Source organism: Streptomyces sp. ERV7 (genome assembly GCF_001653515.1).
Taxonomy (GTDB): domain Bacteria; phylum Actinomycetota; class Actinomycetes; order Streptomycetales; family Streptomycetaceae; genus Streptomyces.
The window spans coordinates 570,677-597,389 of sequence record NZ_LYOY01000029.1 but is presented as its reverse complement, the minus strand read 5'-3'; the positions used below and the strand labels follow the sequence as shown (position 1 = coordinate 597,389).

19 protein-coding genes and 1 pseudogene are annotated in these 26,713 nt (G+C 72.3%); 11 read left to right on the top strand and 9 right to left on the bottom strand.

The features are described from left to right. The first annotated feature begins 151 nt into the window (after positions 1 to 151). Positions 152 to 3,490: a BTAD domain-containing putative transcriptional regulator gene (locus A8W25_RS08965; protein ID WP_067158451.1), complete on the top strand. Its 3,339-nt coding sequence runs from the start codon at positions 152 to 154 to the stop codon at positions 3,488 to 3,490. A 13-nt stretch (positions 3,491 to 3,503) separates the two neighbouring features. Here A8W25_RS08965 and A8W25_RS08960 read toward each other — a convergent pair whose 3' ends face one another. The 3 genes from A8W25_RS08960 to panB form a co-directional block, all read right to left on the bottom strand. Continuing rightward, complete coding sequence (locus tag A8W25_RS08960; RefSeq protein ID WP_067158449.1) at positions 3,504 to 4,355, bottom strand: ABC transporter permease; 852 nt, start codon at positions 4,353 to 4,355, stop codon at positions 3,504 to 3,506. Next, the gene (locus tag A8W25_RS08955) at positions 4,352 to 5,377 is read right to left on the bottom strand and encodes an ATP-binding cassette domain-containing protein (RefSeq protein ID WP_067158448.1); all 1,026 of its coding nucleotides are present in this window, start codon (positions 5,375 to 5,377) and stop codon (positions 4,352 to 4,354) included. Before A8W25_RS08955 ends, A8W25_RS08960 begins: the two co-directional genes overlap by 4 nt. Before the next feature lie 149 nt (positions 5,378 to 5,526). Beyond that, positions 5,527 to 6,405: a 3-methyl-2-oxobutanoate hydroxymethyltransferase gene (gene panB, locus A8W25_RS08950; RefSeq protein WP_067158447.1), complete on the bottom strand. Its 879-nt coding sequence runs from the start codon at positions 6,403 to 6,405 to the stop codon at positions 5,527 to 5,529. A 305-nt stretch (positions 6,406 to 6,710) separates the two neighbouring features. Between panB and A8W25_RS08945 the strand changes: the two genes are divergently transcribed. Further along, positions 6,711 to 7,733: an endonuclease/exonuclease/phosphatase family protein gene (locus A8W25_RS08945; protein ID WP_079125914.1), complete on the top strand. Its 1,023-nt coding sequence runs from the start codon at positions 6,711 to 6,713 to the stop codon at positions 7,731 to 7,733. A 22-nt stretch (positions 7,734 to 7,755) separates the two neighbouring features. Here A8W25_RS08945 and A8W25_RS08940 read toward each other — a convergent pair whose 3' ends face one another. From A8W25_RS08940 to A8W25_RS08930, 3 genes are all read right to left on the bottom strand, one after another. Continuing rightward, positions 7,756 to 9,504, bottom strand: a complete 1,749-nt coding sequence (locus tag A8W25_RS08940) for an NAD+ synthase (RefSeq protein ID WP_067158446.1) — start codon at positions 9,502 to 9,504, stop codon at positions 7,756 to 7,758. A gap of 78 nt (positions 9,505 to 9,582) precedes the next feature. Beyond that, positions 9,583 to 11,181, bottom strand: a complete 1,599-nt coding sequence (locus A8W25_RS08935; protein WP_067158445.1) for a multicopper oxidase family protein — start codon at positions 11,179 to 11,181, stop codon at positions 9,583 to 9,585. Between the two features lie 66 nt (positions 11,182 to 11,247). Further along, the gene (locus A8W25_RS08930; RefSeq protein WP_067158442.1) at positions 11,248 to 11,682 is read right to left on the bottom strand and encodes a DUF6153 family protein; all 435 of its coding nucleotides are present in this window, start codon (positions 11,680 to 11,682) and stop codon (positions 11,248 to 11,250) included. Between the two features lie 70 nt (positions 11,683 to 11,752). Here A8W25_RS08930 and A8W25_RS08925 point away from each other — a divergent pair, with 70 nt between their 5' ends. Both A8W25_RS08925 and A8W25_RS08920 read left to right on the top strand, forming a co-directional pair. Further along, positions 11,753 to 12,457: a DUF998 domain-containing protein gene (locus A8W25_RS08925; RefSeq protein WP_079125913.1), complete on the top strand. Its 705-nt coding sequence runs from the start codon at positions 11,753 to 11,755 to the stop codon at positions 12,455 to 12,457. Next, positions 12,454 to 12,867: pseudogene (locus A8W25_RS08920) on the top strand (alpha/beta fold hydrolase); the annotation flags it as partial. The gene A8W25_RS08925 and the pseudogene A8W25_RS08920, both read left to right, overlap by 4 nt. A gap of 45 nt (positions 12,868 to 12,912) precedes the next feature. Here the strand turns inward: A8W25_RS08920 and A8W25_RS08915 are convergent. From A8W25_RS08915 to A8W25_RS08905, 3 genes are read right to left on the bottom strand one after another with little or no spacing between them, the layout of a single operon-like run. Further along, on the bottom strand, positions 12,913 to 13,779 hold the full coding sequence (locus tag A8W25_RS08915) for a sugar ABC transporter permease (RefSeq protein ID WP_067158440.1): 867 nt from the start codon (positions 13,777 to 13,779) through the stop codon (positions 12,913 to 12,915). A gap of 2 nt (positions 13,780 to 13,781) precedes the next feature. Continuing rightward, positions 13,782 to 14,789: a carbohydrate ABC transporter permease gene (locus A8W25_RS08910; protein WP_067158438.1), complete on the bottom strand. Its 1,008-nt coding sequence runs from the start codon at positions 14,787 to 14,789 to the stop codon at positions 13,782 to 13,784. 33 nt (positions 14,790 to 14,822) lie between these two features. Continuing rightward, complete coding sequence (locus tag A8W25_RS08905; protein WP_067158436.1) at positions 14,823 to 16,097, bottom strand: extracellular solute-binding protein; 1,275 nt, start codon at positions 16,095 to 16,097, stop codon at positions 14,823 to 14,825. Positions 16,098 to 16,409: 312 nt separating this feature from the next. On the opposite strand from A8W25_RS08905, the gene A8W25_RS08900 reads away from it, so the two are divergent. From A8W25_RS08900 to A8W25_RS08870, 7 genes are all read left to right on the top strand, one after another. Beyond that, the gene (locus A8W25_RS08900) at positions 16,410 to 18,041 is read left to right on the top strand and encodes a glycoside hydrolase family 13 protein (protein WP_067158434.1); all 1,632 of its coding nucleotides are present in this window, start codon (positions 16,410 to 16,412) and stop codon (positions 18,039 to 18,041) included. 25 nt (positions 18,042 to 18,066) lie between these two features. Beyond that, a complete protein-coding gene (locus A8W25_RS08895) occupies positions 18,067 to 19,089 on the top strand; it encodes a LacI family DNA-binding transcriptional regulator (RefSeq protein ID WP_067160863.1) in 1,023 nt (340 codons plus the stop codon). Positions 19,090 to 19,244: 155 nt separating this feature from the next. Then, positions 19,245 to 20,165 carry a phosphatase PAP2 family protein gene (locus tag A8W25_RS08890; protein ID WP_067158431.1) on the top strand — a complete coding sequence of 307 codons (921 nt, stop codon included), beginning with the start codon at positions 19,245 to 19,247 and terminating at the stop codon, positions 20,163 to 20,165. Positions 20,166 to 20,264: 99 nt separating this feature from the next. After that, positions 20,265 to 23,255: a bifunctional [glutamine synthetase] adenylyltransferase/[glutamine synthetase]-adenylyl-L-tyrosine phosphorylase gene (locus A8W25_RS08885; protein WP_067158429.1), complete on the top strand. Its 2,991-nt coding sequence runs from the start codon at positions 20,265 to 20,267 to the stop codon at positions 23,253 to 23,255. A gap of 266 nt (positions 23,256 to 23,521) precedes the next feature. Continuing rightward, the gene (locus tag A8W25_RS08880) at positions 23,522 to 24,412 is read left to right on the top strand and encodes an alkaline phosphatase family protein (RefSeq protein ID WP_067158427.1); all 891 of its coding nucleotides are present in this window, start codon (positions 23,522 to 23,524) and stop codon (positions 24,410 to 24,412) included. Position 24,413: 1 nt separating this feature from the next. Next, a complete protein-coding gene (locus A8W25_RS08875) occupies positions 24,414 to 25,682 on the top strand; it encodes an MFS transporter (protein ID WP_199831705.1) in 1,269 nt (422 codons plus the stop codon). Positions 25,683 to 25,687: 5 nt separating this feature from the next. Beyond that, positions 25,688 to 26,710: a TolB family protein gene (locus tag A8W25_RS08870; RefSeq protein ID WP_067160857.1), complete on the top strand. Its 1,023-nt coding sequence runs from the start codon at positions 25,688 to 25,690 to the stop codon at positions 26,708 to 26,710. Positions 26,711 to 26,713 lie beyond the last annotated feature (3 nt).

Sequence of the window (26,713 nt, the reverse complement as noted above, 5' to 3'; positions counted from 1 at the left end):
GTGGAGGTGCGGTCGGACGGCCCCGACCGTACAGGTGATACCCCCTGAACGTCCGGCGATCCCATGCGAGTTCCACCCCTGGCCACCGTCGCTTGGCCCGGAGTTGGCGGGCGGGGGCACGGGGCCTTCGCGCGTCGCGGAGAATGGGGCCGTGCGCTACCGGATTATCGGCACCACCCAACTGCTCAACCCCGAGGGCACGGCGGTCTCCGTCGGCGGGGCGCGGCTGCGCGCCCTGCTGACGGTGCTCGCGCTGCGCCCCGGCCGTACGGTCCCGGTGGGCCTGCTCGTCGACGAGGTGTGGAACGGCGAGCCGCCCGCCGACGCGGCCGGTGCGCTCCAGGCTCTGGTGGGCCGGCTGCGGCGGGCCGTCGGGCACACCGCGGTCGCCTCGGTCGAGGGCGGCGGCTACCGCCTCGACGCCGAGCCGGACGACATCGACCTGTACCGGTTCGAGCGGCTCGCCGGGGACGGGACCCGCGCCCTGGACCAGGGCGACCCGGCGAAGGCCCTGTCCCGGCTCGACGACGCGCTGGCGCTGTGGAGCGGGCCGGTCCTCGCCGATCTGCCCGACCGGACGGCCGAGGCGGCCCGCTGGGAGGCCCGCCGCCTGGACGCCCGCCGCGCCCGGCCGGCCGCCGCGCTCGCCCTGGGCCGGGCCGACGAGGTGCTGCCCGAGCTGGCCGCGCTCTGCGCCGCCCACCCGCTCGACGAGCCGCTGCACGCCCTGCGCATCCGCGCCCTGCGCGCGGCGGGCCGCACCGCCGAGGCCCTCGCGGCGTACGACGACGTCCGCCGCACCCTCGCCGACCGCCTGGGCGCCGACCCGGGCCCCGAACTGCGCGCGCTGCACGGCGAGTTGCTGCACACCCCGGACGCGGCCCCGGCCCGGACGGACGCGCCGGGCCCGGAGTCCGCGCCCGCAGCCCGTCCCGCCGCCCCCGGCAATCTGCGCGCCCGGCTCACCTCCTTCGTGGGGCGCGAGACCGATATCGAGGCGATCCGGGGGGACCTGGGCGCCGCGCGCCTGGTGACGCTGCTCGGGCCCGGCGGCGCCGGCAAGACCCGGCTCTCCCAGGAGGCCGCCGAGGCCGTCGGCGCGGCCGGGGACGGCTGGCCCGACGGGGTGTGGCTGGCCGAACTCGCCCCGGTGGCCGACCCGGCGGCCGTGCCCGCCGCCGTCCTCACCTCGGTCGGCGCCCGCGAGACCGTGCTGCACGGCGCCGGAGCCGAGGAGCTGCGGGCCGCCGACCGCACCGCAGGCGATCCGCTCGTCCACCTCGCCGCGCACTGCGAGCGCCGCCGGATGCTGCTGCTCCTGGACAACTGCGAGCATGTGATCGACGCGGCCGCCGGGCTCGCGGAGTATCTGCTGGCCCGCTGCCCGGGGCTGACCATCCTCGCCACCAGCCGGGAGCCGCTGGGCGTGCCGGGCGAGCTGGTGCGGCCGGTGGAGCCGCTGCCGGGTCCGGTGGCGCTGCGGCTCCTCGCGGACCGGGGCGCGGCGGCGCGGCCGGGCTTCCGGGTGGAGGAGGACCCCGGGGCGGCCGCCGAGATCTGCCGCCGCCTCGACGGTCTGCCGCTCGCGGTGGAGCTCGCCGCCGCCCGGCTGCGTATGTTGACGCCTCGTCAGATCGCGGACCGGCTCGACGACCGGTTCCGTCTGCTGACCAGCGGCAGCCGGACCGTACTGCCGCGTCAGCAGACCCTGCGCGCGGTCGTCGACTGGTCCTGGGACCTGCTGGAGGCCCCCGAGCGCACGGTTCTGCGCCGCCTCTCCGTCTTCGCGGGCGGCTGCGTCCTCGCGGCGGCGGAGGAGGTGTGCGCGGACGGCGAGGGCGTCGACGCCTTCGACGTCGCCCCGCTCCTCGGCTCCCTCGTCGACAAGTCGCTGGTGGTGGCCGCGCCCGGGGACGGCGGCGAGATGCGCTACCGGCTCCTGGAGACCGTCGGCGAGTACGCGGGCGAGCGCCTCGACGCCGCCGGGGACCGGGCCGCCACCGAGCGCCGCCACCTGGTGCACTACCGCGAGCTGGCCCGCACCACCGACCCCGAGCTGCGCGGCCGGGGGCAGCGCGCCGCGGTCGAGCTCCTGGAGCGGGAGTACGAGAACCTGCGCACCGCGCTGCGCCGGGCGGTGGACCTCGCCGACGAGCAGGAGGCGCTCTGCCTGGTGCACGCGCTGGCCACGTACTGGCACATGCGCGATCTGCGCGGCGAGTCCCGCCGCTGGTGCGGGGAGACCGCGGAGCTCGGCCCCGACCCGTTCGCGCCGCCCGCCGAGCCCGCGCCCCCGGTCTTCGCGCGCTGCACCGACAGCCCGCCGCCCATGGAGCCCGAGGTGCTCCAGGAGGCCCGGCGCGGGGTCCGGCTGTTCCTGCTCGCCTCCATGGACCACACCGGCGACGACTGGACGACGCCCGAGGCGCAGGAGCGGCTGCGCACCATCGTGGGCGTCTACCGGCCGGGGCTGCCGCAGACCTGCCGGATGCCCGGCGCGCTCTGGTTCTTCCCGGTGATCATGATCAGCGACTCGGACGCGCTCAAGGAGCTGCTGGACGCGACGGTCCGGGCCTGCGAGGAGTTCGGTTACGAGTGGGAGCTCGGCAACGCCCTCCAGATGCGGGCCAACGTCCTCGCCAACCGCAGCGACTGGGCCGGTGAGGCGACCCGGGACGCCGAGGCGGGGCTCGACATCTTCCGGCGCCTCGGCGACGACTGGGGCGCCGCCGAGGCGCTCTCCGCGCGCGGCGAGGCACGCGAGCGGCGCGGCGAGTACGCGCTGGCCGGCGAGGACTACAGCGAGGCCGTGCGGTACGCGGAACGGCTGGGCGCCCAGGGGCAGGTGTCGCTCCTGAAGGCGCGGCTCGCGTCGGTGCTGCTTGAGACCGGCGAGGGCGAGCGCGGCGAGGCGATGCTGCGCGAGATCGTCTCCGCGGGCCGCCAGGCGGGGTACGAGGCGCAGCCCGCCGCCCGGATGTTCCTGGCCATGTGGCTGGGGCGCACCGGGCGGATCCCGGAGGCCCGGGAGCAGATCGCGCTGATGCTGGAGGAGTTCAGGTCGAGCAACCTCTCGCTCTTCGAGGGCTTCGTGATCGGCATCCGGGCCTGGCTGGAGAACGAGGAGGGCGTCTACGACAAGGCGCTGGCCGACTCCCGCGCCGCGCTGACCCGGTCCGTGGAGCCGATGGCCCGGATGGTGGCGCCCCAGATGGTCCCGGTGCACCTGCTCTCCGTGGCCTGGGCGTGGGCCGGTCTGGTGGCGCCCGGCAGCGCGACCGCCGCCGACGCGGCGCGGCTGATCGGCGCGCACGACGCCCTGCTGCCGGCGGTCCACTTCGCCTCGCCCATGGAGGTGCAGCTGCGGCAGAAGGTGGAGGCGCTGGTCCGCCCGCTGCTCGACGACACCGTCTACGAGGCCGCGTACGCCGAGGGCGGCGGCCTCTCCCTGGAGGAGGCCGCCGCCCTGGCACAACGCGAACGCGATTGACGCACCGTCAGGGTCAGGTCCGCTTGCGGAACTTGGCGACGGCCAGCGGAGCCGTCACCGCGGTGATCGCCACCGCCCAGCCCAGCGTCATCAGTGCCGAGTGGGCGACCGGGCCGCCGTTGACCAGGTTGCGGGCCGCGTCGGCGAGGTTGGAGAGCGGGTTGTAGTCCGTGAAGGTCTGCAGCCAGCCCGGCATCGTGGTCGGCTTGGCGAAGATCGACGAGCCGAACTGCAGCGGCATCAGCACCAGCATCGCCACTCCCTGGACGGCCTGCGCCGTCTTCATGGTGAGACCGAGCAGGATGAAGATCCACATCAGCGAGGCGCCGAACACCAGCGACAGACCCACCGCCGCGAGCAGTTCGAAGACCGAGGTGTGGATGGACAGACCGAGGATGAAGCCCATGGTGAGCAGGATCGTGGTGGCGACGACCATACGGCCGATCTCGACCACGATCTTGGCGATCAGGACCGACGAGCGGGCGATGGGCATGGTCCGGAACCGGTCCATGACGCCCTTCTTGAAGTCGTCGTTGATGCCGGTGCCCACCGCCATCGCGATGTTCAGGCCCTGCATCGCCATCAGGCCCGGGATCAGGTAGTTGACGTACGCGTCCTGATTGCCCTTGCCGGAGACGGCGCCGCCGAACACGTACACGAACAGCAGGGTGAAGATGATCGGCATGAGCACGGCGTCGAACATCGACTCCGGGTCCTGCTTGATCTGGAGCGCGTTGCGGCGCACCAGGGCGCCTATGTGCCGCAGATTGGCGCGCGGGCTGATCCGGGCGTCGGCGGACGTGACGGGCGGGCGGATACCGGTCGGCGCCTTCGCGGGGGCCTTGGCGGTGGTGGCGGTGCTCATGCCGCGACCTCCTCGGTCGTGTCGTCGCTCTCGGACTCCTGGAGGGTGGGCTTCTGGCCGGTGATGGCCAGGAACACCTCGTCCAGGCTGGGCAGATGGGTGCCGATGTGGGCGATACCGAAGCCGCGGGCGCCCAGCAGGCCGACCACCGCGGTCAGCTGCTCGTCGCTGAGGATCGGCACGTTCAGCAGGCCCTCGTCGGGGACCGCCTGGGTGCCGGAGACCCCGTCCAGACCGGCCTCGGTGATGGCGCGGGCCATGGCGCCCAGCTGGGCCGGGTCGGTGGGCCGGATCTGCAGGGTGCGGCCGCCGACCTTCGCCTTCAGCTCGTTGATCCCGCCGTTGGCGATGACCTTGCCGCGGTCGATGACCGTCAGCTCGTTCGCCAGCTGCTCGGCCTCTTCCATGTACTGGGTGGTGAGCAGCACGGTGGCGCCCTCGGCCACCATCCGCTGGACCTCGTCCCACACCTCGTTGCGGGTGCGCGGGTCGAGACCGGTGGTCGGCTCGTCGAGATAGAGCACGGCCGGGTTGCCGATCATCGAGGCCGCGAGGTCCAGGCGGCGGCGCATGCCACCGGAGTAGTTCATCGCGGGCCGCTTCGCCGCCTCGGTCAGCGAGAAGCGCTCCAGGAGCTCGTCGGCGCGGGCCCTGGAGTCCTTGCGGGACAGATCGAGCAGCCGCCCGATCATGTACAGGTTCTCCCAGCCGGACAGCTTCTCGTCCACCGAGGCGTACTGCCCGGTGAGGCCTATGGTGCGGCGCAGCTGGCGGGGCTGGCGCACCACGTCGTACCCGGCGACGGTGGCGGTGCCGGCGTCCGGCACGATCAGGGTGGACAGGCAGCGGACGAGGGTGGTCTTGCCGGCGCCGTTGGGCCCCAGGACTCCGAGGACCGTGCCCTCGCGTACGTCCAGGTCCACGCCGTCCAGTGCCTTGGTGTCGCCGAAGTGCTTCACCAGCCCCCGCACCGTGACGGCGTTGGCCGCGCCGCCTTCGGGGTTGTCGTCGATTCGCGTCATGCCCCTAAGGTGCCAGCCGCCACCGACAATCCACCGACAGCCCGCCTACAGACGCCGACAGCCCGCCGACACGCAGATGCCGGCGGGCTGCCTGAGCGCCCCGAAGGGGCGCGTCACGTCACGCACGGTCCGCGGTGGACCGGTCACGCCTAGTGGAACGTGTGCTCCTCCGCCGGGAACCGCGACCCGATCACCTCGTCGGCGAACGCCTTCGCCGCGTCACCGAGCACGCCACGCACGTTCGCGTACTGCTTGGTGAACCGCGGCACCTTGCCGCCGGTCAGCCCGACCATGTCGGTGTACACCAGCACCTGCGCGTCGCAGTTCACACCCGCCCCGATGCCGACGGTCGGGATGTGCAGCGAGCGCGTGATCTCGGCGGCCACCTCGGCCGGTACGAGTTCGAGCACCACCGCGAACGCGCCCGCGTCCTGCGCGGCCTTCGCGTCGTGCAGCAGCTGGTGCGCGGCCTCGTCGGAGCGGCCCTGCACCCGGTAGCCCATGGCGTTCACGGACTGCGGGGTCAGGCCCAGGTGGGACATGACCGGGATGCCGGACTGCACGAGCAGCTCGGTCTGGGCCAGCGAGCGCTCGCCGCCCTCCAGCTTGACGGCCCCGACGCCGGCCTCCTTGATCAGGCGGGTGGCGCTGCGCAGGGCCTGCACCGGGCCCTCCTGGTAGGTGCCGAACGGCAGGTCCGCGACGACCAGGGCGCGCTTGGTGCCCCGGACGACGGCGGCGGACAGCATGGCGATCTCGTCGAGCGTGACCGGGACGGTCGTCTCGTAGCCCAGGTGGCAGTTGCCCATCGAGTCGCCCACGAGGAGCACCGGGATCCCGGCCTCGTCGAAGACGGACGCGGTCATCGCGTCGTACGCGGTGAGCATGGGCCACTTCTCGCCGCGGGCCTTGGCGGAGGCGATGTCGTGGATCGTGACGCGGCGCGTGGACTTGCCCCCGTACAGCGCCTTGCTGCTGTCGGAACGTTCTCCGGGCGGATTCTGCGCAGCCTTAAGTTGTTGCGTCATCGCAACGGCTCCTGTTCGTCATCTCGAAGCGCCCTGACGGCGTCTCCGGACCACTTCCATGGTGGCATCCCACCCCCTCCGACGGGAAGTGGGTGCCTCGGTCACGTAAATACGTGAGTTTTAAACCATCTTGGCCCGCAAATATGCGCGTTTTGTCACAGCTGCCCCCACGGCCGTGACCCGCTGGAACCCGGCACGGCGCCCCGTCGTCATCGAGGCCGTACGACGACAGGGAAAGCCGCCCTCCATCGCCTAGGGTCACAGGGGCGACGGTGTGCGAACGGCAAGGCAGTGAGGACAGCGGTATGACGCGGGCGTACTTGACGGAGACGGGGAACGGCAGCGCGGAGGGCGAGCGCTCCGGATCCCGGGTCCGGCGCCTGCTGGACGGCTGGAGAAACGATCCCGGCATCTGGCGCCGCGGTCTGGTCCTGGCCGGGCTCGCGGTGCTGATCGCCCTGGTCATGCTGGTCCACGCGCAGATCCCCAACCGGATCGGCAACCTGGGCAGCCTCACGGAAACCTTCCTGCCGTGGCTCGGGATCTTCGTCCCGGTGCTCCTGGGCCTGGCCCTGTGGCGCCGCTCGGCGACCGCGCTGATCGCCCTGGTCCTGCCGGCGGTCGTCTGGCTCAATCTCTTCGGCGGGCTGCTCACCGACAAGGAGAGCAAGGGCGGCAACCTGGTCGTCGCCACCCACAACGTGAACGCCGACAACCCCGACCCGGCCGGTACCGCCCGCAAGCTCATCGCCTCCGGCGCCGACGTCCTGGCCCTGGAGGAGCTGCCCGGCCGCAGCGTCGACGCCTACGAGCAGGCGCTGGCCGGGACCTACCCGCACCACTCGGTGCAGGGCACGGTCGGCCTGTGGTCCAGGTTCCCGCTGAGCGACGCCGAGCCGGTCGACATCAAGATGGGCTGGACCCGCGCCATGCGGGCCACCGTGAGCACCCCCGCCGGCCAGGTGAAGGTGTACGTGGCGCACATGCCCTCGGTACGGGTGAAGCTGAGCGCCGGGTTCACCGCGCGCCAGCGGGACGCCAGCGCGGACGCCCTGGGCGACGCCATCGCGGGCGAGTCGCTGAAGAAGGTGGTCCTGCTCGGTGACCTCAACGGCACCATGAACGACCGCGCCCTGAACAACATCACCTCGCAGATGCGCTCCACCCAGGGCGCGGCGGGCAACGGCTTCGGCTTCAGCTGGCCCGCGTCGTTCCCGATGGCCCGGATCGACCAGATCATGGTCAAGGGCGTCGAGCCGAAGTCGTCGTGGACGCTGGGCCGGACCCCGAGCGACCACCTGCCGATCGCGGCCCGGCTCAAGATCTGAGCCGAGGGCCGCCGCGACCGCCTCAGACCGACTCGCGCCACCGGTTGGTGATCGGCAGCCGCCGGTCCTTGCCGAAGCCCTTCGCGGAGATCTTGGTGCCCGGCGGGTACTGGCGCCGCTTGTACTCGGCGGTGTCGACCATCCGCAGCGTCCGCGCCACCAGCTCCGCGTCGAACCCCGCCGCCACGATCGCCTCACGGCCCTGGTCGCGGTCGACGTACATGGCCAGGATCGCGTCCAGCACCGCGTAGTCCGGCAGCGAGTCCGTGTCGACCTGGTCCGGGCGGAGCTCGGCGCTGGGCGGCTTGGTGATCGAGTTCTCCGGGACGGGCGCCACCTCGCCCCGCTCGGCCGCGGCCTCGTTGCGCCAGTTGGCGAGCCGGAAGACGGTGGTCTTGTAGACGTCCTTGATCGGGCCGTACGCGCCGACCGAGTCGCCGTACAGGGTCGAGTACCCCACCGCCAGCTCGGACTTGTTGCCCGGCGCGAGCACCAGGTGGCCCTCCTGGTTGGAGATCGCCATCAGCAGGGTGCCGCGCAGCCGCGACTGGAGGTTCTCCTCGGCGAGCCCGGTGAGGCCCAGCGAGACCATGTACGCGCTGAACATCGGCTCGATGCTCACCGTGCGCAGGTTCAGCCCGGTGCGCCGGGCCAGCTCGGCCGCGTCGCCCTTGGAGTGCTCGGAGGAGTACTTGGACGGCATCGACACGCCGTACACGTTCTCCGCGCCGAGCGCGTCGCAGGCGATCGCGGCGACCAGCGCCGAGTCGATGCCCCCGGACAGACCGATCAGGACGGACCGGAAGCCGTTCTTGACGACATACGCGCGCAGCCCGGTGACCAGCGCCGAGTACACCTCCTCGTCGTCGTCGAGACGGGCCGCCTGCCCTCCGGTCAGCTCCGGTTCGTACGCCGGGACGGGCTCCTCGGAGAGGATCACGTGCTCGATCCGCAGCCCGTCGTCGACGGTCCCGGACGGCACCGGGCCCGCGGCCGGCAGCTCCAGGTCGAGCAGGACGCAGCCCTCGGTGAACTGCGGGGCGCGGGCGACGACTTCGCCGTCCCGGTCGACGACGATCGAGTCGCCGTCGAAGACCAGCTCGTCCTGGCCGCCGGTCATCGCCAGATAGGCGGTGGTGCACCCGGCCTCCTGGGCGCGCTTGCGGACCAGTTCGAGGCGGGTGTCGTCCTTGTCCTGCTCGTACGGCGAGGCGTTGATCGAGAGCAGGAGCCCGGCCCCGGCGGAGCGGGTGGCCGGGACGCGGCCGCCGTCCTGCCAGAGGTCCTCGCAGATGGCGAGGGCCACATCGACGCCGTGGACCCGGACCACGGGCATGGTGTCGCCCGGCACGAAGTACCGGAACTCGTCGAAGACGCCGTAGTTGGGCAGATGGTGCTTGGCGTATCTGAGGACGACCTCGCCGCGGTGCAGCACGGCGCCCGCGTTGCGCGGGGCGCCCGCGGGCTGGCCGTAGCGGGGGCGGTCGGCCGACCGGTCGAGATAGCCGACGACGACCGGGATCTCGCCCAGGCCGTCGGCGGCCAGCCGCGCCGCGAGGCCGGTCAGCGCCTGCCGGGACGCCTCGACGAACGAGGACCGCAGCGCCAGGTCCTCGACGGGGTAGCCGGTCAGCATCATCTCGGGGAAGGCGACGAGGTGCGCCCCCTGCTCGGCGGAGTGCCGGGTCCAGTGCGTGATCGCCTCGGCGTTCGCGGCGATGTCGCCGACGGTCGAGTCGATCTGATTCAGAGCGAGACGTAGTTGAGGCACCCCGCCAGTGTAATCGTCAAAGCGACGCGATGGGGGGTGGAGCGAGGCAGCCGTGCCCCGCTCCACCCCCTCACCGGCCTACTTCCGGTAGCCCAGGACCGTCATCATCCCGGCCTCCGAGTGGTAGACGTTGTGGCAGTGGACCATCCAGAGCCCGGGGTTGTCCGCGTCGAAGTCCACGGTCAGCGTCTTCCCCGGCAGTACCAGCGCCGTGTCCTTGCGGGCCCCGCCCGCGCCGCCCGCCAGCGCGAACGTGTGGCCGTGCAGATGCACCGGGTGCCACATCGACGTCGTGTTGGCGAAGACCATCCGCACCCGCTCACCCGCGCCGACCGGGTGCCGCGCGTCCGGCCGGTACGGCTTCCCGTCGAAGGCCCAGTCGTACTTCGCCATCCCGCCGGTCAGCGTCAGCTTCACGGTCCGGTCGGGCGCCTTCGAGGACAGTGCCACGGAGGCGTCGGGCACGAGCTTGTCGGCCGTGAGCAGCCGCCCGGTCAGCTCCTTGGGGCGTACGGAGGCGGTGGGCGCGGCCCCGCCGCCGGTGCGCAGCACCGCGAGCGCCGCCGCGCCCTTCCCCTCGGCCTGCGCCACCAGCGGGAACACTCCGTCGCCCGCCGTCACCAGCACGTCGTACCGCTCGCCCATGCCCAGCAGCAGCGCGTCCGTCGTGGTGTGCCGGACCGGGAAGCCGTCCGTGTGGGTCACGGTCAGCTCGTGGCCGCCGAGCGCCACCCGGAACGCGGTGTCCCCGCCCGCGTTGACGATCCGCAGCCGGATGCGCTCGCCCGGCTTGGCCGTGAAGGAGGAAGGAGCCTGCGGCGTACGGCCGTTGACCAGGTAGTACGGGTAGGCGACGTCGCCCGCGTCGCCGCCGAGCAGCGGGCTGTCGGCGCCCATGAGCATGCGGGAGGGGCCGCCGGGACCGGCCGGGGTCGGCGAGGCCATGCCGGGCATGTCGTGGCCGGAGTGGTCCATGGAGCCGTCGCCCGTGCCCCCCATCCCCTTCCGCAGCTCCGCGAGGACCGCGTCCGGGGTCGAGCCGTCCACCCCGTCGACCCAGTCGTCCAGGACCACGACCCACTCCCGGTCGTAGGCCAGCGGCTCCTTCGGGTCCTCCACGATCAGCGGGGCGTACAGGCCGCGGTCCTGCTGGACGCCGGAGTGCGGGTGGAACCAGTAGGTGCCGGGGTGGGTGACGGCGAACCGGTAGGCGAAGGACGCGCCCGGCGCGACGGGCCGCTGGGTCAGACCGGGCACGCCGTCCATGTCGTTGCGCAGGGCGAGGCCGTGCCAGTGCAGCGAGGTCGGCTCGGGAAGGTGGTTGGCGAGGGTGAGCGCGAGCGTGTCGCCCGCGGTGACCCGCACCTCCTGCCCGGGCAGCCGGTCGCCGTACGCCCAGGACCGGACGGTACGGCCGCCCAGGTCGAGCGGGGTCGCGGTGGCGGTGAGCCGGACGTCGCGGACGGGCCCGGAGCCGCGCCGGGCCTCGGCGGCGGCGACCTCGGGACCGCCCGGGTCGACGAAGCCGTTCGGTGTCGACGACGGCGTGGAGCCGTGGCCCGCGCCGTGGTCCATACCGTCCATGGAGCCGGAGTCCGAGCAGGCGGCGAGCAGGGCGCCGCCCGCGACGGCGGTGGTGGCGCCGAGCACGGCGCGTCGGGTGGGGTGTGCGGACATGACTGGGTGCACCTCGTGGTGTGGGCATGCGAAAACGTAGGGGCGCGTCTGCTGCTTCGCGCGCTCCTACTGGCGCAGCACCGACAAGGCGGCGACGGAACTCCCGTAGGGAGGGGGAGGGTTGGGCCACGGCGGCCGCAGGGTCCGGCCGCGTGCGGCGCTCGCGTCCGGGGTGCGGCCGCGCGCCGACAGCAGCCGTATGGCGAGCAGGGCGAGCCTCCACACGCCGAGCACCGCGAGACACACGGACCCGGGGTCCATCCCGAGCGGGGGTTCGTGGCGGGGCGCGGCGGCCTGGTGGTGACCGGCGGTCACGGAGGCGGGCGCCGCCATGGTCATGGCTGCCGGGGCGTGCTCCCCGGCGGCCATCGGGGCGTGTTCCCCGGCCCCGGCCGAGTGCTCCGCCGGATGCCCGACCGTGTGCATCGTAAAGATGCCGAAGAGCAGCGCGGCGCAGAGCAGCAGCTGCCCGTACGCCGTCGTCCTCCCCGCGCTCACCATGGACCGCACCCTACCCCCACCCGGTATCGCTCGACGTGCGGGGCCGGGGCGCCCCGGCGAGCATGACCCCATGACGACCACGGACGCGGCGGCCGAAGAGGACGAACCCATCTCGCGCGTCCGGCCCGCGGTGGTCCTGCTGGCGCTCGGCGCGCTCGCGTACACCGCGTGGGTGCTCGAAGTGGTCCTGCACACCGGCCTCGACCCCGTGCGGACGTACGTGAGCGAGCTCGCCGCCGCCGACCAGCCGCTCGGCGGGCTCTTCCGGGCGACGGACCTGACGGCCGGGGCGCTGGTGCTCGCCGGGTCGTCGTGGGCGCTGTACCGGTGCGAGCGGCGGGCCTGGTCGGTGGCCGGGTGGGCGGGGCTCGTGCTGTTCGGCGCGGCGACCGTGGCCGACTCCCGGCTCCCGCTGAGCTGCGCGCCGACCGCCGACCCCGAGTGCGCGGCCCGCGAGACGGCCGGTCTGGTCCCGGCCACGCACACCGCGCACGCGGTGAGCAGCAGCCTCGCGATGACCGGCGCGCTGGTGGCGGTGGTGGCGCTCACCGTCGCGGCCCGCCGCTACGGCCGCTGGGCCCCGCTGGCCCGGTACGGCCCGGTGCTCGCCGTCCTCGAACTGGCCGTCACCGTCTGGACGCTGGCCGCGATCGCCGCGTTCCAGGCCGGGCGCGGCACCTGGTCGCTGGGGGCCGGGCAGCGGGCACAGGTGCTGATCGTGGCGGTGTGGCTGGGGGTGCTCGCGTACGCGGTCGCGCGCGACAATCGAGTATGACCTTCGTACGGATCGACGGGGTGCCGCACCATGTGGTGGTGGCGGGCAGCGGTCCGCCCGTGCTGCTCAGCGCGGGCCTGGGCATGGCCTGGTTCGACTGGGACGAGGTGGCGGACCTCCTCGCCCCGCACCGCACGGTCGTCCGCTTCGACCGCCCCGGCCACGGCCTCTCCGGCCCGGCACCGGCGCCGCCGACGGCCTCGGGGGAGGCCCACCGGATCGCGGCCGTCCTGGACGCGGTGGGGGTGGCCGGGCCGGTGACGGTGGTGGGGCACTCCATCGCGGGCTTCCACGCGGAGGCGTACGCCCGGCTGCACCCGGACCGCACGGCCGCGCTCGTCCTGGTGGACTCCAGCGTGGAGCCGGACGTACGGGTGCCGGTGGCGGCGGGGGCGCGGGTGGTGTCGGCGCCCCCGGAGGGTTGAGGGAACGGGCGGGGAGGGGCCATAAACACGTCACCCCTTCGTCGCCCCCGCCGTCATCCCCGCAACCAGATGCTTCTGCGCGAACAGGAAGAACGCCGCCGCCGGCACCGCGATCAGCACGGACGCCGCCGTCATCGGACCCCAGTTCGCCGTGTACTGGGTGACGAACGTCTGGAGCCCGCCCGCCAGCGTCAGGTTCTCGTCCCCGACCATGAACGCCGACGAGTACGCGACCTCGCCCCACGCCGTGATGAAGGAGTAGAACGCCGTCACCGCGAGACCCGGCTTCGCCAGCGGCAGGATCAGGCGCCAGAACGTGCCGAACGGGTTCAGCCCGTCCACCCGCCCCGACTCGTCGATCTCCACCGGGATCCCGTCGAAGAAGCCCTTCATCATCCAGGCGCAGAACGGGACGGCGATCGTCAGATACGTGATGATCAGGCCCACCGGCTGGTTCAGCAGCCCCAGCTGGCCCATCAGGTTGTAGAGCGGGACGATCAGGATCGCCATGGGGAACATCTGGGTGATCAGCAGCGTCCACATCAGCGGCCGCATCCCGGGGAACTTGAAGCGGCTCACCGCGTAGCCCGTCGTCGCGGAGATGAACACGCCGAGCAGCGTGGTCACCCCGGCGATCAGCGCCGAGTTCCCGAACCAGGTGAAGAAGCTCGTCTTGTCCACCAGATAGCGGTAGTTGTCGAGCGTCGTGTCCTTGAAGAAGTCCGTGGTGATCGCGTACTTCGCCGGCTTCAGCGAGGTCAGCAGCACCCACAGGACGGGGAAGACGGCGATGACCGACGCCACGATCAGCGTGGCGTGCAGACCGACCGAGGCGAGCGGCGACCGCTTGCCCCGCACCGGACCACGCGTATCCGCGGGCTCCCGTACCGACGACATCGTCACCACACCTCTCCCTGCTTGCGAAGCGACCGCCGGTACACGAACGCGAAGATCATCAGCACCGCCAGGATCAGCACGCCCCACGTCGCCGACCCGGCGAAGTCGCGCGGGCTCTCCACGAAGGCCTGCCGGAACGCCTGCGTCACCAGGATCTCCGTGGAGTCACCGGGACCGCCCCGGGTGAGCAGGAAGATCACCGGGAACATGTTGAACGTCCAGATGGTGGAGAGCAGGATCACCGTGGAGGAGACCGCGCGCAGGCCGGGGACGGTGATGTAGAGGAAGCGCTTCCACGGCCCCGCCCCGTCCATCTCCGCGGCCTCGTACAGCTCGCCCGGGATCGACTGGAGCCCGCCGAGCAGCGCCACCATCATGAACGGCACGCCCAGCCAGACGTTGACCGCGATGACCGAGAACTTCGCCCAGGTCGGGTCGTCCAGCCACGGCACCGCGGAGATGCCGCCGCCGTCCAGGACCTTGTTGAGCAGGCCGTTGTCGCGGTTGAAGAGGAAGCGCCAGGCGAACACCGAGACGAAGCCCGGCACCGCCCACGGCAGGATCAGCATCATCCGGTAGGCCGCCCGGCCCCGGAACTCCCGGTTGAGCATGTTCGCCAGGACCAGGCCGAGCAGGAACGTGGCGGAGACACAGCACACCGTCCACACCACGGTCCACACCAGACGCTGCACGAAGATGGGGTCGCTCAGCGCGTCCACATAGTTGTCGAGGCCGACGAACTCGTACGTGGCGTCGATGTGGTTGGCGCCGATCGTGCGGCCGACGTTGCGCTCGTTGGCGTCGGTCAGCGACAGATAGACGCCGCGGCCGAGCGGCCATCCGATGATCACGCCGAGGACGATCACCACGGGGGCGACCATCGTCCAGGCGTACCAGTGCGTCGAGAGCGCCCGCCGGAGCCGGCCGGGGCGCTCGCCGGTCGCACGGCCCCGGCCGCGGGCGTCCTCGCCCGCGGCCTTCGCCGTCGACTGGCCGGTGTGGACAGTCATGTCAGTCAGTACCCGTCTCCCGCTGCCCGTCCGCTACTTCCAGTCCTTGAGGATCTTGTGGAAGGCGGTGGCGGAGGCCTTGGCCGCGTCCTCGGGCGAGGAGGCGCCGGTCACGGCCTTGGTGAACTGGAGCTTCAGCGGCTCGAAGAGGGCGCCGTTCTCCGGGATCCAGGCGCGCTCGACGGCCTTGTCGACGGCCGGCTTGAAGAACTGGACCATCTCGTTGGACTTGACGTCCGGCTGGTCGTACGCGGCGGTCCGGGTCGGCAGCAGGCTGAGCGCCTTGGTGGTCTGCACCTGGACGGTCTGCGAGGTCAGGTAGTCCACGAAGGCGTGCGAGGCGTCGCGGTTCTTGGAGCCCGCGTAGACCGCGAGGTCGTGGCCGCCCTGCGGGGCGCCCTGGGCGGCGGAGCCGGCCGGGACCGCGGCGATGCCGAGGTTCGCCTTGTCCTTGAACTCGTCGCCGGCGTAGGCGTCGGCCACGGCCCAGGGGCCGTTGACCATCATGGCGACCTTGCCCGACTTGAAGGCGGTCTCCATGTTGTTCCAGCCGTCGGTCGCGTTGGTGATCGCGGCGCCGGAGGTGACCAGCTCACGGGCGGCCTTGAAGGCCTTGACCCCGGCCGGCCCGTCGACGGTGACCTTCTTGTTCTTGGCGTCGACGAGGTCGCCGCCCTCGCCGTAGATGAACGGCAGGAACCAGTACGAGTCGTCGCCGCGCAGGTACATGCCGGTCTTGCCGGTCTTGGACTTGATGGCGGCGGCGGCCGTCTTCATCTCTTCGAGGGACTTCGGCGGCTCGACGCCCGCGTCCTTGAGCATCTTCTTGTTGTAGAAGAGGCCGAGGGTGTCGATCACCTGCGGGACGGCGTACATCTGGCCGTCGTACTTGCCGCTGGCCGCGGCCTGCTTGAGGAAGGCGGAGTCCACTTCCTTGGCCTTGGCGTCCGGGACCTTGTCCAGGTAGCCGAGCGAGGCGAAGTCGGCGACCCAGCCGACGTCGGCGCGGATCACGTCCGGGGCGTCGGAGCCGCTGCTGAACGCGTTCTTGATCTTGTTCTGCGCGTCGCCGTACGGCACGTTGACGTACTTGACGGTGACCTTGGGGTGCTGCGCGTGGAAGTCCTCGGCGATCTTCTTGAAGGTCGCCTTCTCGGTGTCGTTCGAGGTGTCCCACCACGTGACGGTGCCGGAGAGCTCACCCGAGCTCTTCTTGTCACCGCTGTCACTGCTGTCACTGTCGCCGCAGGCCGTCGCCGCGAGCGCCAGGGTCGCGACCAGCGCGGTGGCCGCTATGCCACGTCGCATGTGAACTCCTTCAACGGGTGCCGCGCCATCACGGCGCCGGATCGCCAGGAACGTAACAAGGATGAAAGAAGACCGAAAGACCTTGCGAAGAATTTCTGCAAGGCCGGTCGATCGTTACATCCGCGTGTCCACACGGTTGCCGATGCGCGCCTTGTCAGGAGGGCCTTCCGTACCCCATGGGCACGCCCGGGACCTGTCCGCCGCCTTTGCAAGGCTTCCGCAAGACCTTGCAGCACTGTTACCTTCGAGGTGCAGCGGCGTTGATCCCGTAGTCGCAAGACCTCGTGCAGGCCGTCGGAGAGGGACCCGTTCATGACGCAGGAGCTGACCACGACCACCGCCGTCGCGGGCCGCAGGGGCCGGGCCCCGGGGAGCGGCGCCGACTGGTGGCGCGACGCCGTCATCTACCAGGTGTACGTCCGCTCCTTCGCGGACGGCGACGGCGACGGCATCGGCGACCTGCCCGGCATCCGGGCCCGGCTGCCGCACCTCGCGGCGCTCGGCGCGGACGCCGTCTGGCTCACCCCGTTCTACGCCTCCCCGCAGGCCGACGGCGGCTACGACGTGGCCGACTACCGGGCCGTCGACCCGCTCTTCGGCGACCTCCAGGACGCCGACGACCTGGTCCGCGAGGCCCATCGGCTCGGTCTGCGGGTGATCGTCGACATCGTCCCCAACCACACCTCCGACCAGCACGGCTGGTTCCGGGCGGCGCTGGCCGGCGGCCCCGAGCGCGAGCGCTACCACTTCCACCCCGGCAAGCGGCCCGCCGTGCCCGCCCAGGGCGGCGCCGCTCCCCCCAACGACTGGGAGTCGGTCTTCGGTGGCCCGGCCTGGACCCGCACCGAGGACGGCGACTGGTATCTGCACCTGTTCGCCCCCGAGCAGCCCGACCTCAACTGGGAACACCCCGAGGTGCGGGCCGAGTTCGAGTCGGTGCTGCGCTTCTGGCTGGACCTCGGCGTCGACGGCTTCCGCATCGACGTGGCCCACGGCATGGTCAAGGCCGCCGGGCTGCCCGACATCGGCGCCCGTGAGCAGGCCAAGCTGATCGGCGCCCAGGAGCTGCCGTTCTTCGACCAGGACGGCGTCCACGAGATCCACCGCTCCTGGCGCCGGCTGCTCGACTCCTACGAGGGGGAGCGCATCGCGGTCGCCGAGGCCTGGGCGCCCTCGCCCGAGCGGCTCGCCCTGTACGTACGCCCGGACGAACTGCACCAGGCCTTCAACTTCCAGTTCCTGAACTGCCCCTGGGACGCGGCGGAGATGCGCGCGGTCGTCGACGCCTCGCTCGCCGCGACCCGCTCGGTCGGCGCTCCCACCACCTGGGTGCTCTCCAACCACGACGTGGTACGCCACCCGACCCGCTACGGCGGCGGCGCCCAGGGCCTGCGCCGGGCCCGCGCGGCGGCCCTGCTGATGCTGGCGCTGCCGGGGTCGGCCTATGTCTACCAGGGCGAGGAGCTGGGCCTGCCCGAGGTCACCGACCTGCCCGACGAGGTCCGCCAGGACCCGTCCTTCTTCCGCGCCGAGGGCCAGGACGGCTTCCGCGACGGCTGCCGGGTGCCGATCCCGTGGACCGCCGAGGGGCCCTCGTACGGCTTCGGCGAGAGCGGCAGCTGGCTCCCGCAGCCCGACTCCTGGCGCGGCCTCTGCGTCGAGGCGCAGACCGGCGACCCGCGCTCGACCCTGGAGCTCTACCGCTCGGCGCTCACCCTGCGCCGCGAACTGCCGGGGCTCGGGGACGGGGAGATGGAGTGGCTGGAGGCCCCCGACGGTGTGCTGGCCTTCGCCCGGCCGGGCTTCGTCTGTACGGTCAACACGGGCGCCGAAACGGCCCAACTGACCGTCCCCGGACGGCCGCTCCTGTCGACCTCGGCGCTGGAGTTCACGGGCGGTAACGTCACGATCCCCGCCGAATCCGCAGTCTGGTGGGCAATCTGACGTGCGACCGGTACAGTCCAATCCCGTGACCGCACGGCTTGCCGACATCGCAGCCCAGGCGGGGGTCAGCGAAGCCACAGTCAGCCGCGTGCTCAACGGCAAGCCCGGTGTGGCCGCGGGCACCCGTGAATCCGTGCTTGCCGCCCTCGACGTCCTCGGCTACGAGCGCCCGGTGCGGCTGCGCAGACGCAGCGCCGGTCTGGTCGGTCTGATAACGCCGGAGCTGGAGAACCCGATCTTCCCGGCGCTCGCCCAGGTCATCGGCCAGTCCCTGACCCGCCAGGGGTACACCCCGGTCCTCGCCACCCAGACCCCCGGCGGCTCCACCGAGGACGAACTCACCGAGATGCTGGTGGACCGGGGCGTCTCGGGCATCATCTTCGTCTCCGGACTGCACGCCGACACCACGGCCGACATGGACCGCTACGAGCAGCTGCGCGCCCAGGGCGTGCCGTACGTGCTGGTGGACGGCTTCTCGCCGAAGGTGCAGGCGCCGTTCATCTCCCCCGACGACCGGGCCGCGATGCGGCTCGCGGTCACCCACCTCGCCGCGCTCGGCCACACCCGTATCGGGCTGGCCGTGGGCCCCAAGCGGTTCGTCCCCGTACTGCGCAAGATCGAGGGCTTCACGGCCGCGATGGAGGACTCGCTGGGGCTGACCCCGGCCGAGGCCGAGGCGCTGGTCCAGCACTCGCTGTACACGCTGGAGGGCGGCCAGGCCGCGACCACCGCGCTGATCGCGGCGGGGTGCACGGCGGTGGTGTGCGCCAGCGACATGATGGCGCTCGGCGCGATCCGGGCGGCCCGCCAGGCCGGGCTCGACGTGCCGAAGGACATCTCGGTGGTCGGTTTCGACGACTCCCCGCTCATAGCCTTCACCGATCCCCCGCTGACCACGATCCGCAAGCCGGTGACGGCCATGGGGCAGGCGGCGGTCCGCGCGCTCCTTGAGGAGATCGGGGGCACTCCGGCCCCGCACAGCGAGTTCGTCTTCATGCCCGAACTGGTGGTTCGCGGTTCAACCGCTTCTGGACCGGCTCCCAAGTAGCCCTCCAGTGGGAGGGCTGCCCGATTCGGCATAAAATCGAGGCAAGAGTCGCCCTCTCCTCCGTGAGGAGTCCTCCACTGGGAGTAGGAATCCGGACCGAACCCGACCGGAGGACGATCTGCGGGGCCCAGGTCCATCTGGCAGACTCTCTCGCTATGGGTGAAATGACCGTGAAGACTCTGGAAGGTACGGCGGACACCCCGTCGGCCGCCTCGTCGGCTGCGCCCACACCCGTCAGTGAAGAACACGTCACCGAAGCGCCGACGCCGCCGGTCCCGGCACCGCCCGACACTCTCCTCCAGCGGCTGCGCACCCCGCGCCGCCCCCGGATCTGGTTCGAAGTCCTCCTGATCGCGGTGAGTTACTGGACGTACTCACTGATCCGCAACGCCGTCCCCGAACAGAAGTCGCAGGCGCTCGACAACGCCGACTGGATCTGGTCGGTCGAGCAGCACCTGGGCATCGCGGTGGAGCGCTCCGTCAACCACGGCGTCAACTCGGTGACATGGCTGATCACCGGCATGAACTACTACTACGCCACGCTCCACTTCGTGGTGACGATCGGCGTCCTGGTGTGGCTCTTCCGCAGCCAGCCCGGCCGTTACGCCGCGTCCCGGCTGATCCTCTTCGCCACCACCGGCGTGGCCCTGGTGGGCTACTTCTTCTACCCGCTGGCACCGCCCCGGCTGATGAACAACGGGGGCTTCGTCGACACCGTCCTGGTCCACCAGACATGGGGCTCGATGGCCTCGGGCGACCTGAAGAACATGTCGAACCAGTACGCGGCGATGCCGTCGATGCACATCGGCTGGTCGCTGTGGTGCGGTCTGACGGTCTTCGCGCTCGCCAAGGCGCCATGGGCCCGGATCCTCGGCCTGCTCTACCCGGCGGCGACCCTGGTCGTCATCGTCTCGACGGCCAACCACTTCTGGCTGGACGCGGTGGGCGGCATCCTCTGCCTGGCCTTCGGCTTCCTGGTCTCGTACGTCTGGTACGGCAAGCTGCCGCACCGGCTGTCCAGGCGGATCGAGAACGCGCCACGCGGCCGCGTGGTGACCGGTGCCGCACGGGTGTAGCCACTCCTCGCCTGCCCCTGCCCGGCCCGCTGCGGATAGGCTCGGATCCGACCTTGATCCGGCGCGGAGCCGGGTGCGGTGGCAGTGGGAGGCGGCGGTATGACGGCGGTGCCGGGGCGCAGGAGCAGCACCTTCACACGGCTGCTGCGGTTCGGCTTCACCGATCCGTCGGCGGCCGAGCGCCTGCTCGACACCCCGGAGCTGGCCCCCGTACGGAGCGATCCGGTGCTCCTGGACGCGCTGGGCGCGACCGCCGACCCCGATCTGGCGCTCGCCGGTCTGGTGCGGATCGCGGAGGCGCAGGACCCGGCCGAGCGGCAGGCGCTGCTCGACACCCTGATCACCGCCAAGCCGCTGCGGGACCGTCTGCTGGGGGTCCTGGGGGCCTCCGAGGCGCTCGGCGACCATCTGGCCCGGCATCCGCGCGACTGGCACGCGCTCGTCACCTACGAGGCCGTGGACCTGCACCCGGGGGTCGCGGAGTTCGAGCGGGGCCTCGCGCGGGCCCAGGACCCGGTGTCGCTGCGGATCGCCTACCGCAGATGCCTGCTGACCATAGCGGCCCGTGATGTGTGCGGGACGACCGATGTGGCCGAGGCGGCCGCCGAGCTCGCGGACCTGGCCACCGCCACGCTGCGGGCGGCGCTCGCCATCGCCCGGACCGCGGCCCCCGAGGACGCCGCGATATGCCGGCTCGCGGTGATCGCGATGGGCAAGTGCGGCGGGCACGAGCTGAACTACGTCTCCGACGTCGACGTGATCTTCGTGGCGGAGCCCGCGGACGGCGCCGACGAGCGCAAGGCGCTCCAGGCCGCCACCCGCCTCGCCTCGCATCTGATGCGGATCTGCTCGGAGACCACCGTCGAGGGCACCATCTGGCCCGTCGACGCCAATCTGCGCCCCGAGGGCCGCAACGGCCCGCTGGTGCGCACGCTCTCCTCGCACCTCGCCTACTACCAGCGCTGGGCCAAGACCTGGGAGTTCCAGGCACTGCTCAAGGCGCGGGCGGTGGCCGGTGACCCGGAGCTGGGGGCCGCGTACATCGAGGCGGTGTCGCCCCTGGTGTGGCAGGCGGCCGAGCGCGACAACTTCGTCGCGGACGTACAGAAGATGCGCCGCCGGGTCGTCGACAACATCCCGGCCGCCCAGGTGGAGCGCGAGCTGAAGCTGGGGCCCGGCGGGCTGCGGGACGTCGAGTTCGCCGTACAGCTGCTCCAGCTGGTGCACGGGCGCGGCGACGCGACCCTGCACAGCGGCACCACCCTGGACGCGCTCGGCGCGCTCGCGGCGGGCGGCTATGTGGGGCGCGCGGACGCCGCCCAGCTCGACGAGGCGTACCGCTTCCTGCGCGCGATGGAGCACCGCATCCAGCTCTACCGGCTGCGCCGCACCCATCTCGTCCCCGAGGACGAGGCCGCTCTGCGGCGCCTTGGCCGCTCGCTCGGTCTGCGCACCGAGCCGGTCAGCAGCCTCAACCGGGAGTGGAAGAAGCACGCCTCCGTGGTGCGGCGGCTGCACGAGAAGCTCTTCTACCGGCCACTGCTGGACGCCGTCGCCCAGCTCTCCCCCGGCGAGACCCGGCTCAGCCCGCGCGCGGCCGGACAGCGTCTGGAGGCCCTGGGGTACGCGGACCCGGCCGCGGCCCTGAGACATCTGGAGGCGCTCTCCTCGGGCGTGACCCGCAAGGCCGCCATCCAGCGCACCCTGCTGCCGGTGCTGCTCGGCTGGTTCGCCGACTCCGCCGACCCGGACGCGGGCCTGCTGGGCTTCCGCAAGGTCTCCGACGCCCTCGGCAAGACGCCCTGGTACCTGCGGCTGCTGCGGGACGAGGGCGCGGCCGCGGAGAACCTGGCCCGGGTGCTCTCCGCCGGGCGCCTCGCCCCCGACCTGCTGCTCCGCGCCCCGGAGGCGGTGGCGATCCTGGGCGACCCGGAGGGCCTGGGGCCGCGGGTCCGCGAGCCGCTGGAGCAGGAGGTGCTGGCCGCGGTGGGCCGCTCCGAGAGCGCCGAGGGCGCGGTCGCGGCGGCCCGCGGGGTACGGCGCCGGGAGCTGTTCCGCACCGCCGCGGCCGATCTGATCGGCAGTTACGGTACGGAGGACAGCCCCGCCGAGGAGGACCCGGGGGCGCTGGTCGACCGGGTCGGGAACGCGGTGACGGACCTGAACGCGGCGACGCTCGCGGGCGCGCTGCGGGCGGCCGTGCGGGCGGAGTGGGGCGAGACCCTGCCCACCCGGTTCGCGGTCATCGGCATGGGCCGCTTCGGCGGGCACGAGCTGAGCTACGGCTCGGACGCGGACGTCCTGTTCGTCCACGAGCCGCGCGAGTTCGTCGACGAGCAGGAGGCGACCCGGACCGCCAACCGGGTCGTCGCCGAGATGCGCCGGCTGCTCCAGCTCCCCACGGCGGACCCGCCGTTGCTGATCGACGCGGATCTGCGCCCGGAGGGCAAGAGCGGCCCGATGGTCCGCACCCTGGCGTCCTACGCCGCGTACTACCGCCGCTGGTCCCTGGTGTGGGAGAGCCAGGCGCTGCTGCGCGCCGAGCCGATGGCCGGCGACGAGGACCTGGGGCGGCGGTTCATCGAACTCATCGACCCGCTGCGCTACCCGGCCGAAGGGCTCGGGGACGACGCGGAGCGGGAGATCAGACGCCTCAAGGCCCGGATGGAGTCGGAGCGGATGCCGCGCGGCGCCGATCCCACGCTCCACACCAAGCTGGGGCGCGGCGGCCTCTCGGACGTCGAGTGGACGGTCCAGCTCCTCCAGATGCGGCACGGCTGGGCCGAGCCGGGCCTGCGCACCACCCGCACCCGGGACGCGCTCTCCGCCGCCCACGCGGCGGGCCTGATCGCCACCGAGGACGCGGTGATACTGGACGACGCGTGGGTGCTGGCGACGCGGGTGCGGAACGGGGTGATGCTGGTGCGGGGGCGCGCGGGTGACACGTTCCCGTCCGACGGGCGCGAGCTGGCGGCCGTCGGCCGGTATCTGGGGTACGAGCCGGGCCATGTCGGGGACATGCTCGACGACTACCGCCGGGTTACGCGGCGGGCCCGGGCCGTGGTGGAGCGCCTGTTCTACGGGGCGTAGCGCTTTGGGGGCGGCTGCGGGCCGGTGGTGGGCTGGGCGCGCAGTTCCCCGCGCCCCTCAGGGCGTTGGTCGCAGCCGGAGAATCCAGCTCAGCCATAGGCCTTTACCGCGGGGAACTGCGCGACCGGTTGGGGACGGCCCGCGGACAGCGAACAACCCCATTCGTTCCCACTACCTTCACCCGCAAGGATCTTCCCGTCTTCAACAGCCCGCCCTAACCTCTCGGTGCACCGCCCCCCACAATCCCCCTCACCGGAGGTACCGCCGTGTCCGGCTGGTCCATACCCCGCCGCCGTACCCGCACCGCCCTCTTCACCGCCCTCGGTCTCGCCGCCGCGTCCGCCGGCCTGTGGGCCGGGCTCGGGGGCACGTCCGCCGCGTCGACGACGGCGGTCCTGCCCACCCCCGACCACACCGTGGTGGTGGTCTTCGAGAACCACGCGTACAACCAGGTCATCGGCAGCTCAAGCGCCCCGTACATCAACTCGCTGAAGAGCGGCGGCGCCAACCTCACGCAGTCGTTCGGCGTCACGCACCCGAGCCAGCCCAACTACCTCCAGCTCTTCTCGGGCAGCAACCAGGGCGTCACGGACGACAGCTGCTACACCCCCGGCTTCAGCTCCGCGGCCAACCTGGGCTCCGAGCTGATCGCCGCGGGCAAGACCTGGGGCAGCTACAACGAGACCCTGCCCAGCCAGGGCTCCACCACGTGCAGCAGCGGCAAGTACGCCCGCAAGCACAACCCCTGGTTCGCCTTCAGCAACGTGCCGACCTCCACGGCCAAGACGATGACCCAGTTCCCCACCGACTTCACCACGCTGCCGCAGGTCTCCTTCGTCGTGCCGAACCTGTGCAGCGACATGCACGACTGCTCGGTCTCGACCGGTGACACCTGGCTGAAGAACAAGCTGAAGGCGTACGCGGACTGGGCCAAGACCCACAACAGCCTGCTCGTCGTCACCTTCGACGAGGACAACCGGCTCGCGGGCAACAAGATCCCGACCGTCCTCTACGGCCAGCAGGTCATCCCGGGCTCGACCTCCTCGACCACGTACAACCACTACAACGTGCTCCGCACGATCGAGGACATGTACGGCACCACGCACGCCGGCCAGGCCGCCAACGCCTCGGACATCACGGGCATCTGGGCCTCCTGACGTGTACGTAGCAGACAGCCGCAGCACTCCCGCGGCCCCCGCCGCCCGGCTCACCACCGGGCGGCGGTCCGCCGTGGCCCCGACCGTGCTGGCCCTGGGCGCGGTCAGCCTGATCACCGACGTCTCCTCGGAGATGGTCACCGCCGTCCTGCCGCTCTACCTGGTCACGGGCCTGGGCCTGTCACCGCTCGGGTTCGGCCTGCTCGACGGTGTCTACAACGGCTTCAGTGCGCTGGTGCGCCTGGTCGGCGGGCATCTGGCCGACCGGGGCGGGCGCCACAAGTCCGTCGCGGTCCTCGGTTACGGACTGTCGGCGGTGTGCAAACCCCTGCTCCTGGTGGCCGGTTCGCTGCCGGTGATCGGCGCGGTGCTCGCGGCCGACCGTACGGGCAAGGGGCTGCGCACGGCGCCGCGCGACGCGATGATCTCGCTGGCCTCGGCACCCGAGGCACGCGGGCGGGCGTTCGGTGTGCACCGCGCGATGGACACGGCGGGCGCGCTGCTCGGCCCGCTGGTCGCGTTCCTGATTCTGCGTCAGGCGGTGGACGGATACGACGCGGTGTTCACCGTGAGCTTCTGCGTGGCGGCGGTCGGCGTCCTCGTCCTGGTGCTGTTCGTACCCGGGCGCACCGCCCCCGAGCGGGCCCCGGGCGCGCCGCGCGCCTCGCTGAAGGCGGCGCTCGCCCTGCTCGGTGAGCGCGAGGTGCGCCGACTGGCGCTCTGCGCCCTCCTGTTGGGGCTCGCCACGGTCAGCGACTCCTTCGTCTACCTCCTGCTCCAGCGGCGCCTGGACGTGCCCGACCGCTGGTTCGCGCTGCTGCCGCTCGGGACGGCGGCCGCGTTCCTGCTGCTGGCCGTCCCGCTGGGCCGCCTCGCCGACCGGGTGGGCCGCTGGCAGGTCTTCCTCGGCGGCCACGCGGCCCTGCTGTGCGCGTACGCCCTGCTGCTGCCGGGCTGGCGCGGCGACGCGCTGCCGTATGTCGTCCTCGCCCTGCACGGCCTCTTCTACGCGGCGACCGACGGCGTCCTGATGGCCGCGGCGGCGGGCGGCGTCCCGGCCGAACTGCGCTCCAGCGGGCTCGCGTTGATCCAGACCGGTCAGGCGTCGGCCCGCTTCGTCTGCTCGATCGCGTTCGGCGCGGCATGGACGGCGTGGGGCGACCGGACGGCGCTGGGCACGGCGGCCGTGGCGCTGGCGGTGTGCGCGGCGGGGGCGGTGCTCCTGCGCCCGGCGGACGCGGCCGAAACCGACGGAGGTAGGCCCGCATGACCCGGCTGACCCTGCGCGACAAGCTGATCGTCCTGGTGACGGCCCTGGTCGTGCTCGCGGGCGTGGCCACCGCGTCCGTGCTGCACGCGGTGGGCCGCGAGGACCGCAAGAACCAGGTCCAGGCGGGCGGCCCGCCGGTGCGGGGCGGCGAGGTCTCGCTCGCCCCGGGCTCCGGCCGCCGGATCGTCTTCCGCAACATGGCCTGGGGCCCGCACCGCGACGAGCTCGCCACGGTCCCGGCCGCCGACCCGTCGGGGCCGCGCACCGCCTCCGGCGTGACCTGCCTGCGCTTCTACGCCGCCGCCGGGACCGGGGTGTGCCTGCAGGCCGAGCGGGGCGCGGTGCGGGACGGCTACCGTGCGGTGATCCTGGACGCGCGGCTCAAGGAGCGCGCCCACTACAGCCTGCCGGGCATCCCGACCCGGGCGCGGGTCTCCCCGTCCGGCCATCTGGCCGCCTGGACGGTCTTCGTGGGCGGCGACTCGTACGCGGGCACCGACTTCTCCACCCGCACCGCGATCCTGGACACCCGCACCGGCAAGCTGACCAAGACGCTGGAGGACTTCGCGATCGAGCGCGACGGGCACCCGTACCGCGCCTCGGACGTGAACTTCTGGGGAGTCACCTTCGCCGACGACGAGCACTTCTACGCGACGATGGCGACGGCCAAGAAGACGTATCTGGTCCACGGCGACCTCACCTCGCGCAAGGTCACCACGCTCCGCACCAACCTGGAGTGCCCCTCCCTCTCCCCCGACGGCACCCGCCTCGCCTTCAAGAAGCGCGTCCGGGGCCTCCCGACGGACGCGCCCTGGCGCCTGTACGTCCTGGACCTCGCCACGATGCGCGAGACCCCGCTGGCCGAGCCGCGCAGCGTGGACGACCAGCTGGTGTGGCAGGACGACAGCACGGTGGCGTACTCCCTGCCGGGCGACTACGGAGCCGACCTCTACACCCTCCCGGCCAACGGCACGGGCAAGCCCCGCCGTCTGCTGACGGCGGGGCTGGCGCCGGCGTACCTCGACTGAGAG

Coding starts and splice junctions, on each gene's coding strand:
- A8W25_RS08960 (WP_067158449.1), bottom strand. CDS start 4,355: ATGAGCACCGCCACCACCGCCAAGGCCCCCGCGAAGGCGCCGACCGGT.
- A8W25_RS08955 (WP_067158448.1), bottom strand. CDS start 5,377: ATGACGCGAATCGACGACAACCCCGAAGGCGGCGCGGCCAACGCCGTC.
- panB (WP_067158447.1), bottom strand. CDS start 6,405: ATGACGCAACAACTTAAGGCTGCGCAGAATCCGCCCGGAGAACGTTCC.
- A8W25_RS08945 (WP_079125914.1), top strand. CDS start 6,711: ATGACGCGGGCGTACTTGACGGAGACGGGGAACGGCAGCGCGGAGGGC.
- A8W25_RS08935 (WP_067158445.1), bottom strand. CDS start 11,181: ATGTCCGCACACCCCACCCGACGCGCCGTGCTCGGCGCCACCACCGCC.
- A8W25_RS08930 (WP_067158442.1), bottom strand. CDS start 11,682: ATGGTGAGCGCGGGGAGGACGACGGCGTACGGGCAGCTGCTGCTCTGC.
- A8W25_RS08925 (WP_079125913.1), top strand. CDS start 11,753: ATGACGACCACGGACGCGGCGGCCGAAGAGGACGAACCCATCTCGCGC.
- A8W25_RS08915 (WP_067158440.1), bottom strand. CDS start 13,779: ATGTCGTCGGTACGGGAGCCCGCGGATACGCGTGGTCCGGTGCGGGGC.
- A8W25_RS08910 (WP_067158438.1), bottom strand. CDS start 14,789: ATGACTGTCCACACCGGCCAGTCGACGGCGAAGGCCGCGGGCGAGGAC.
- A8W25_RS08905 (WP_067158436.1), bottom strand. CDS start 16,097: ATGCGACGTGGCATAGCGGCCACCGCGCTGGTCGCGACCCTGGCGCTC.
- A8W25_RS08900 (WP_067158434.1), top strand. CDS start 16,410: ATGACGCAGGAGCTGACCACGACCACCGCCGTCGCGGGCCGCAGGGGC.
- A8W25_RS08890 (WP_067158431.1), top strand. CDS start 19,245: ATGGGTGAAATGACCGTGAAGACTCTGGAAGGTACGGCGGACACCCCG.
- A8W25_RS08885 (WP_067158429.1), top strand. CDS start 20,265: ATGACGGCGGTGCCGGGGCGCAGGAGCAGCACCTTCACACGGCTGCTG.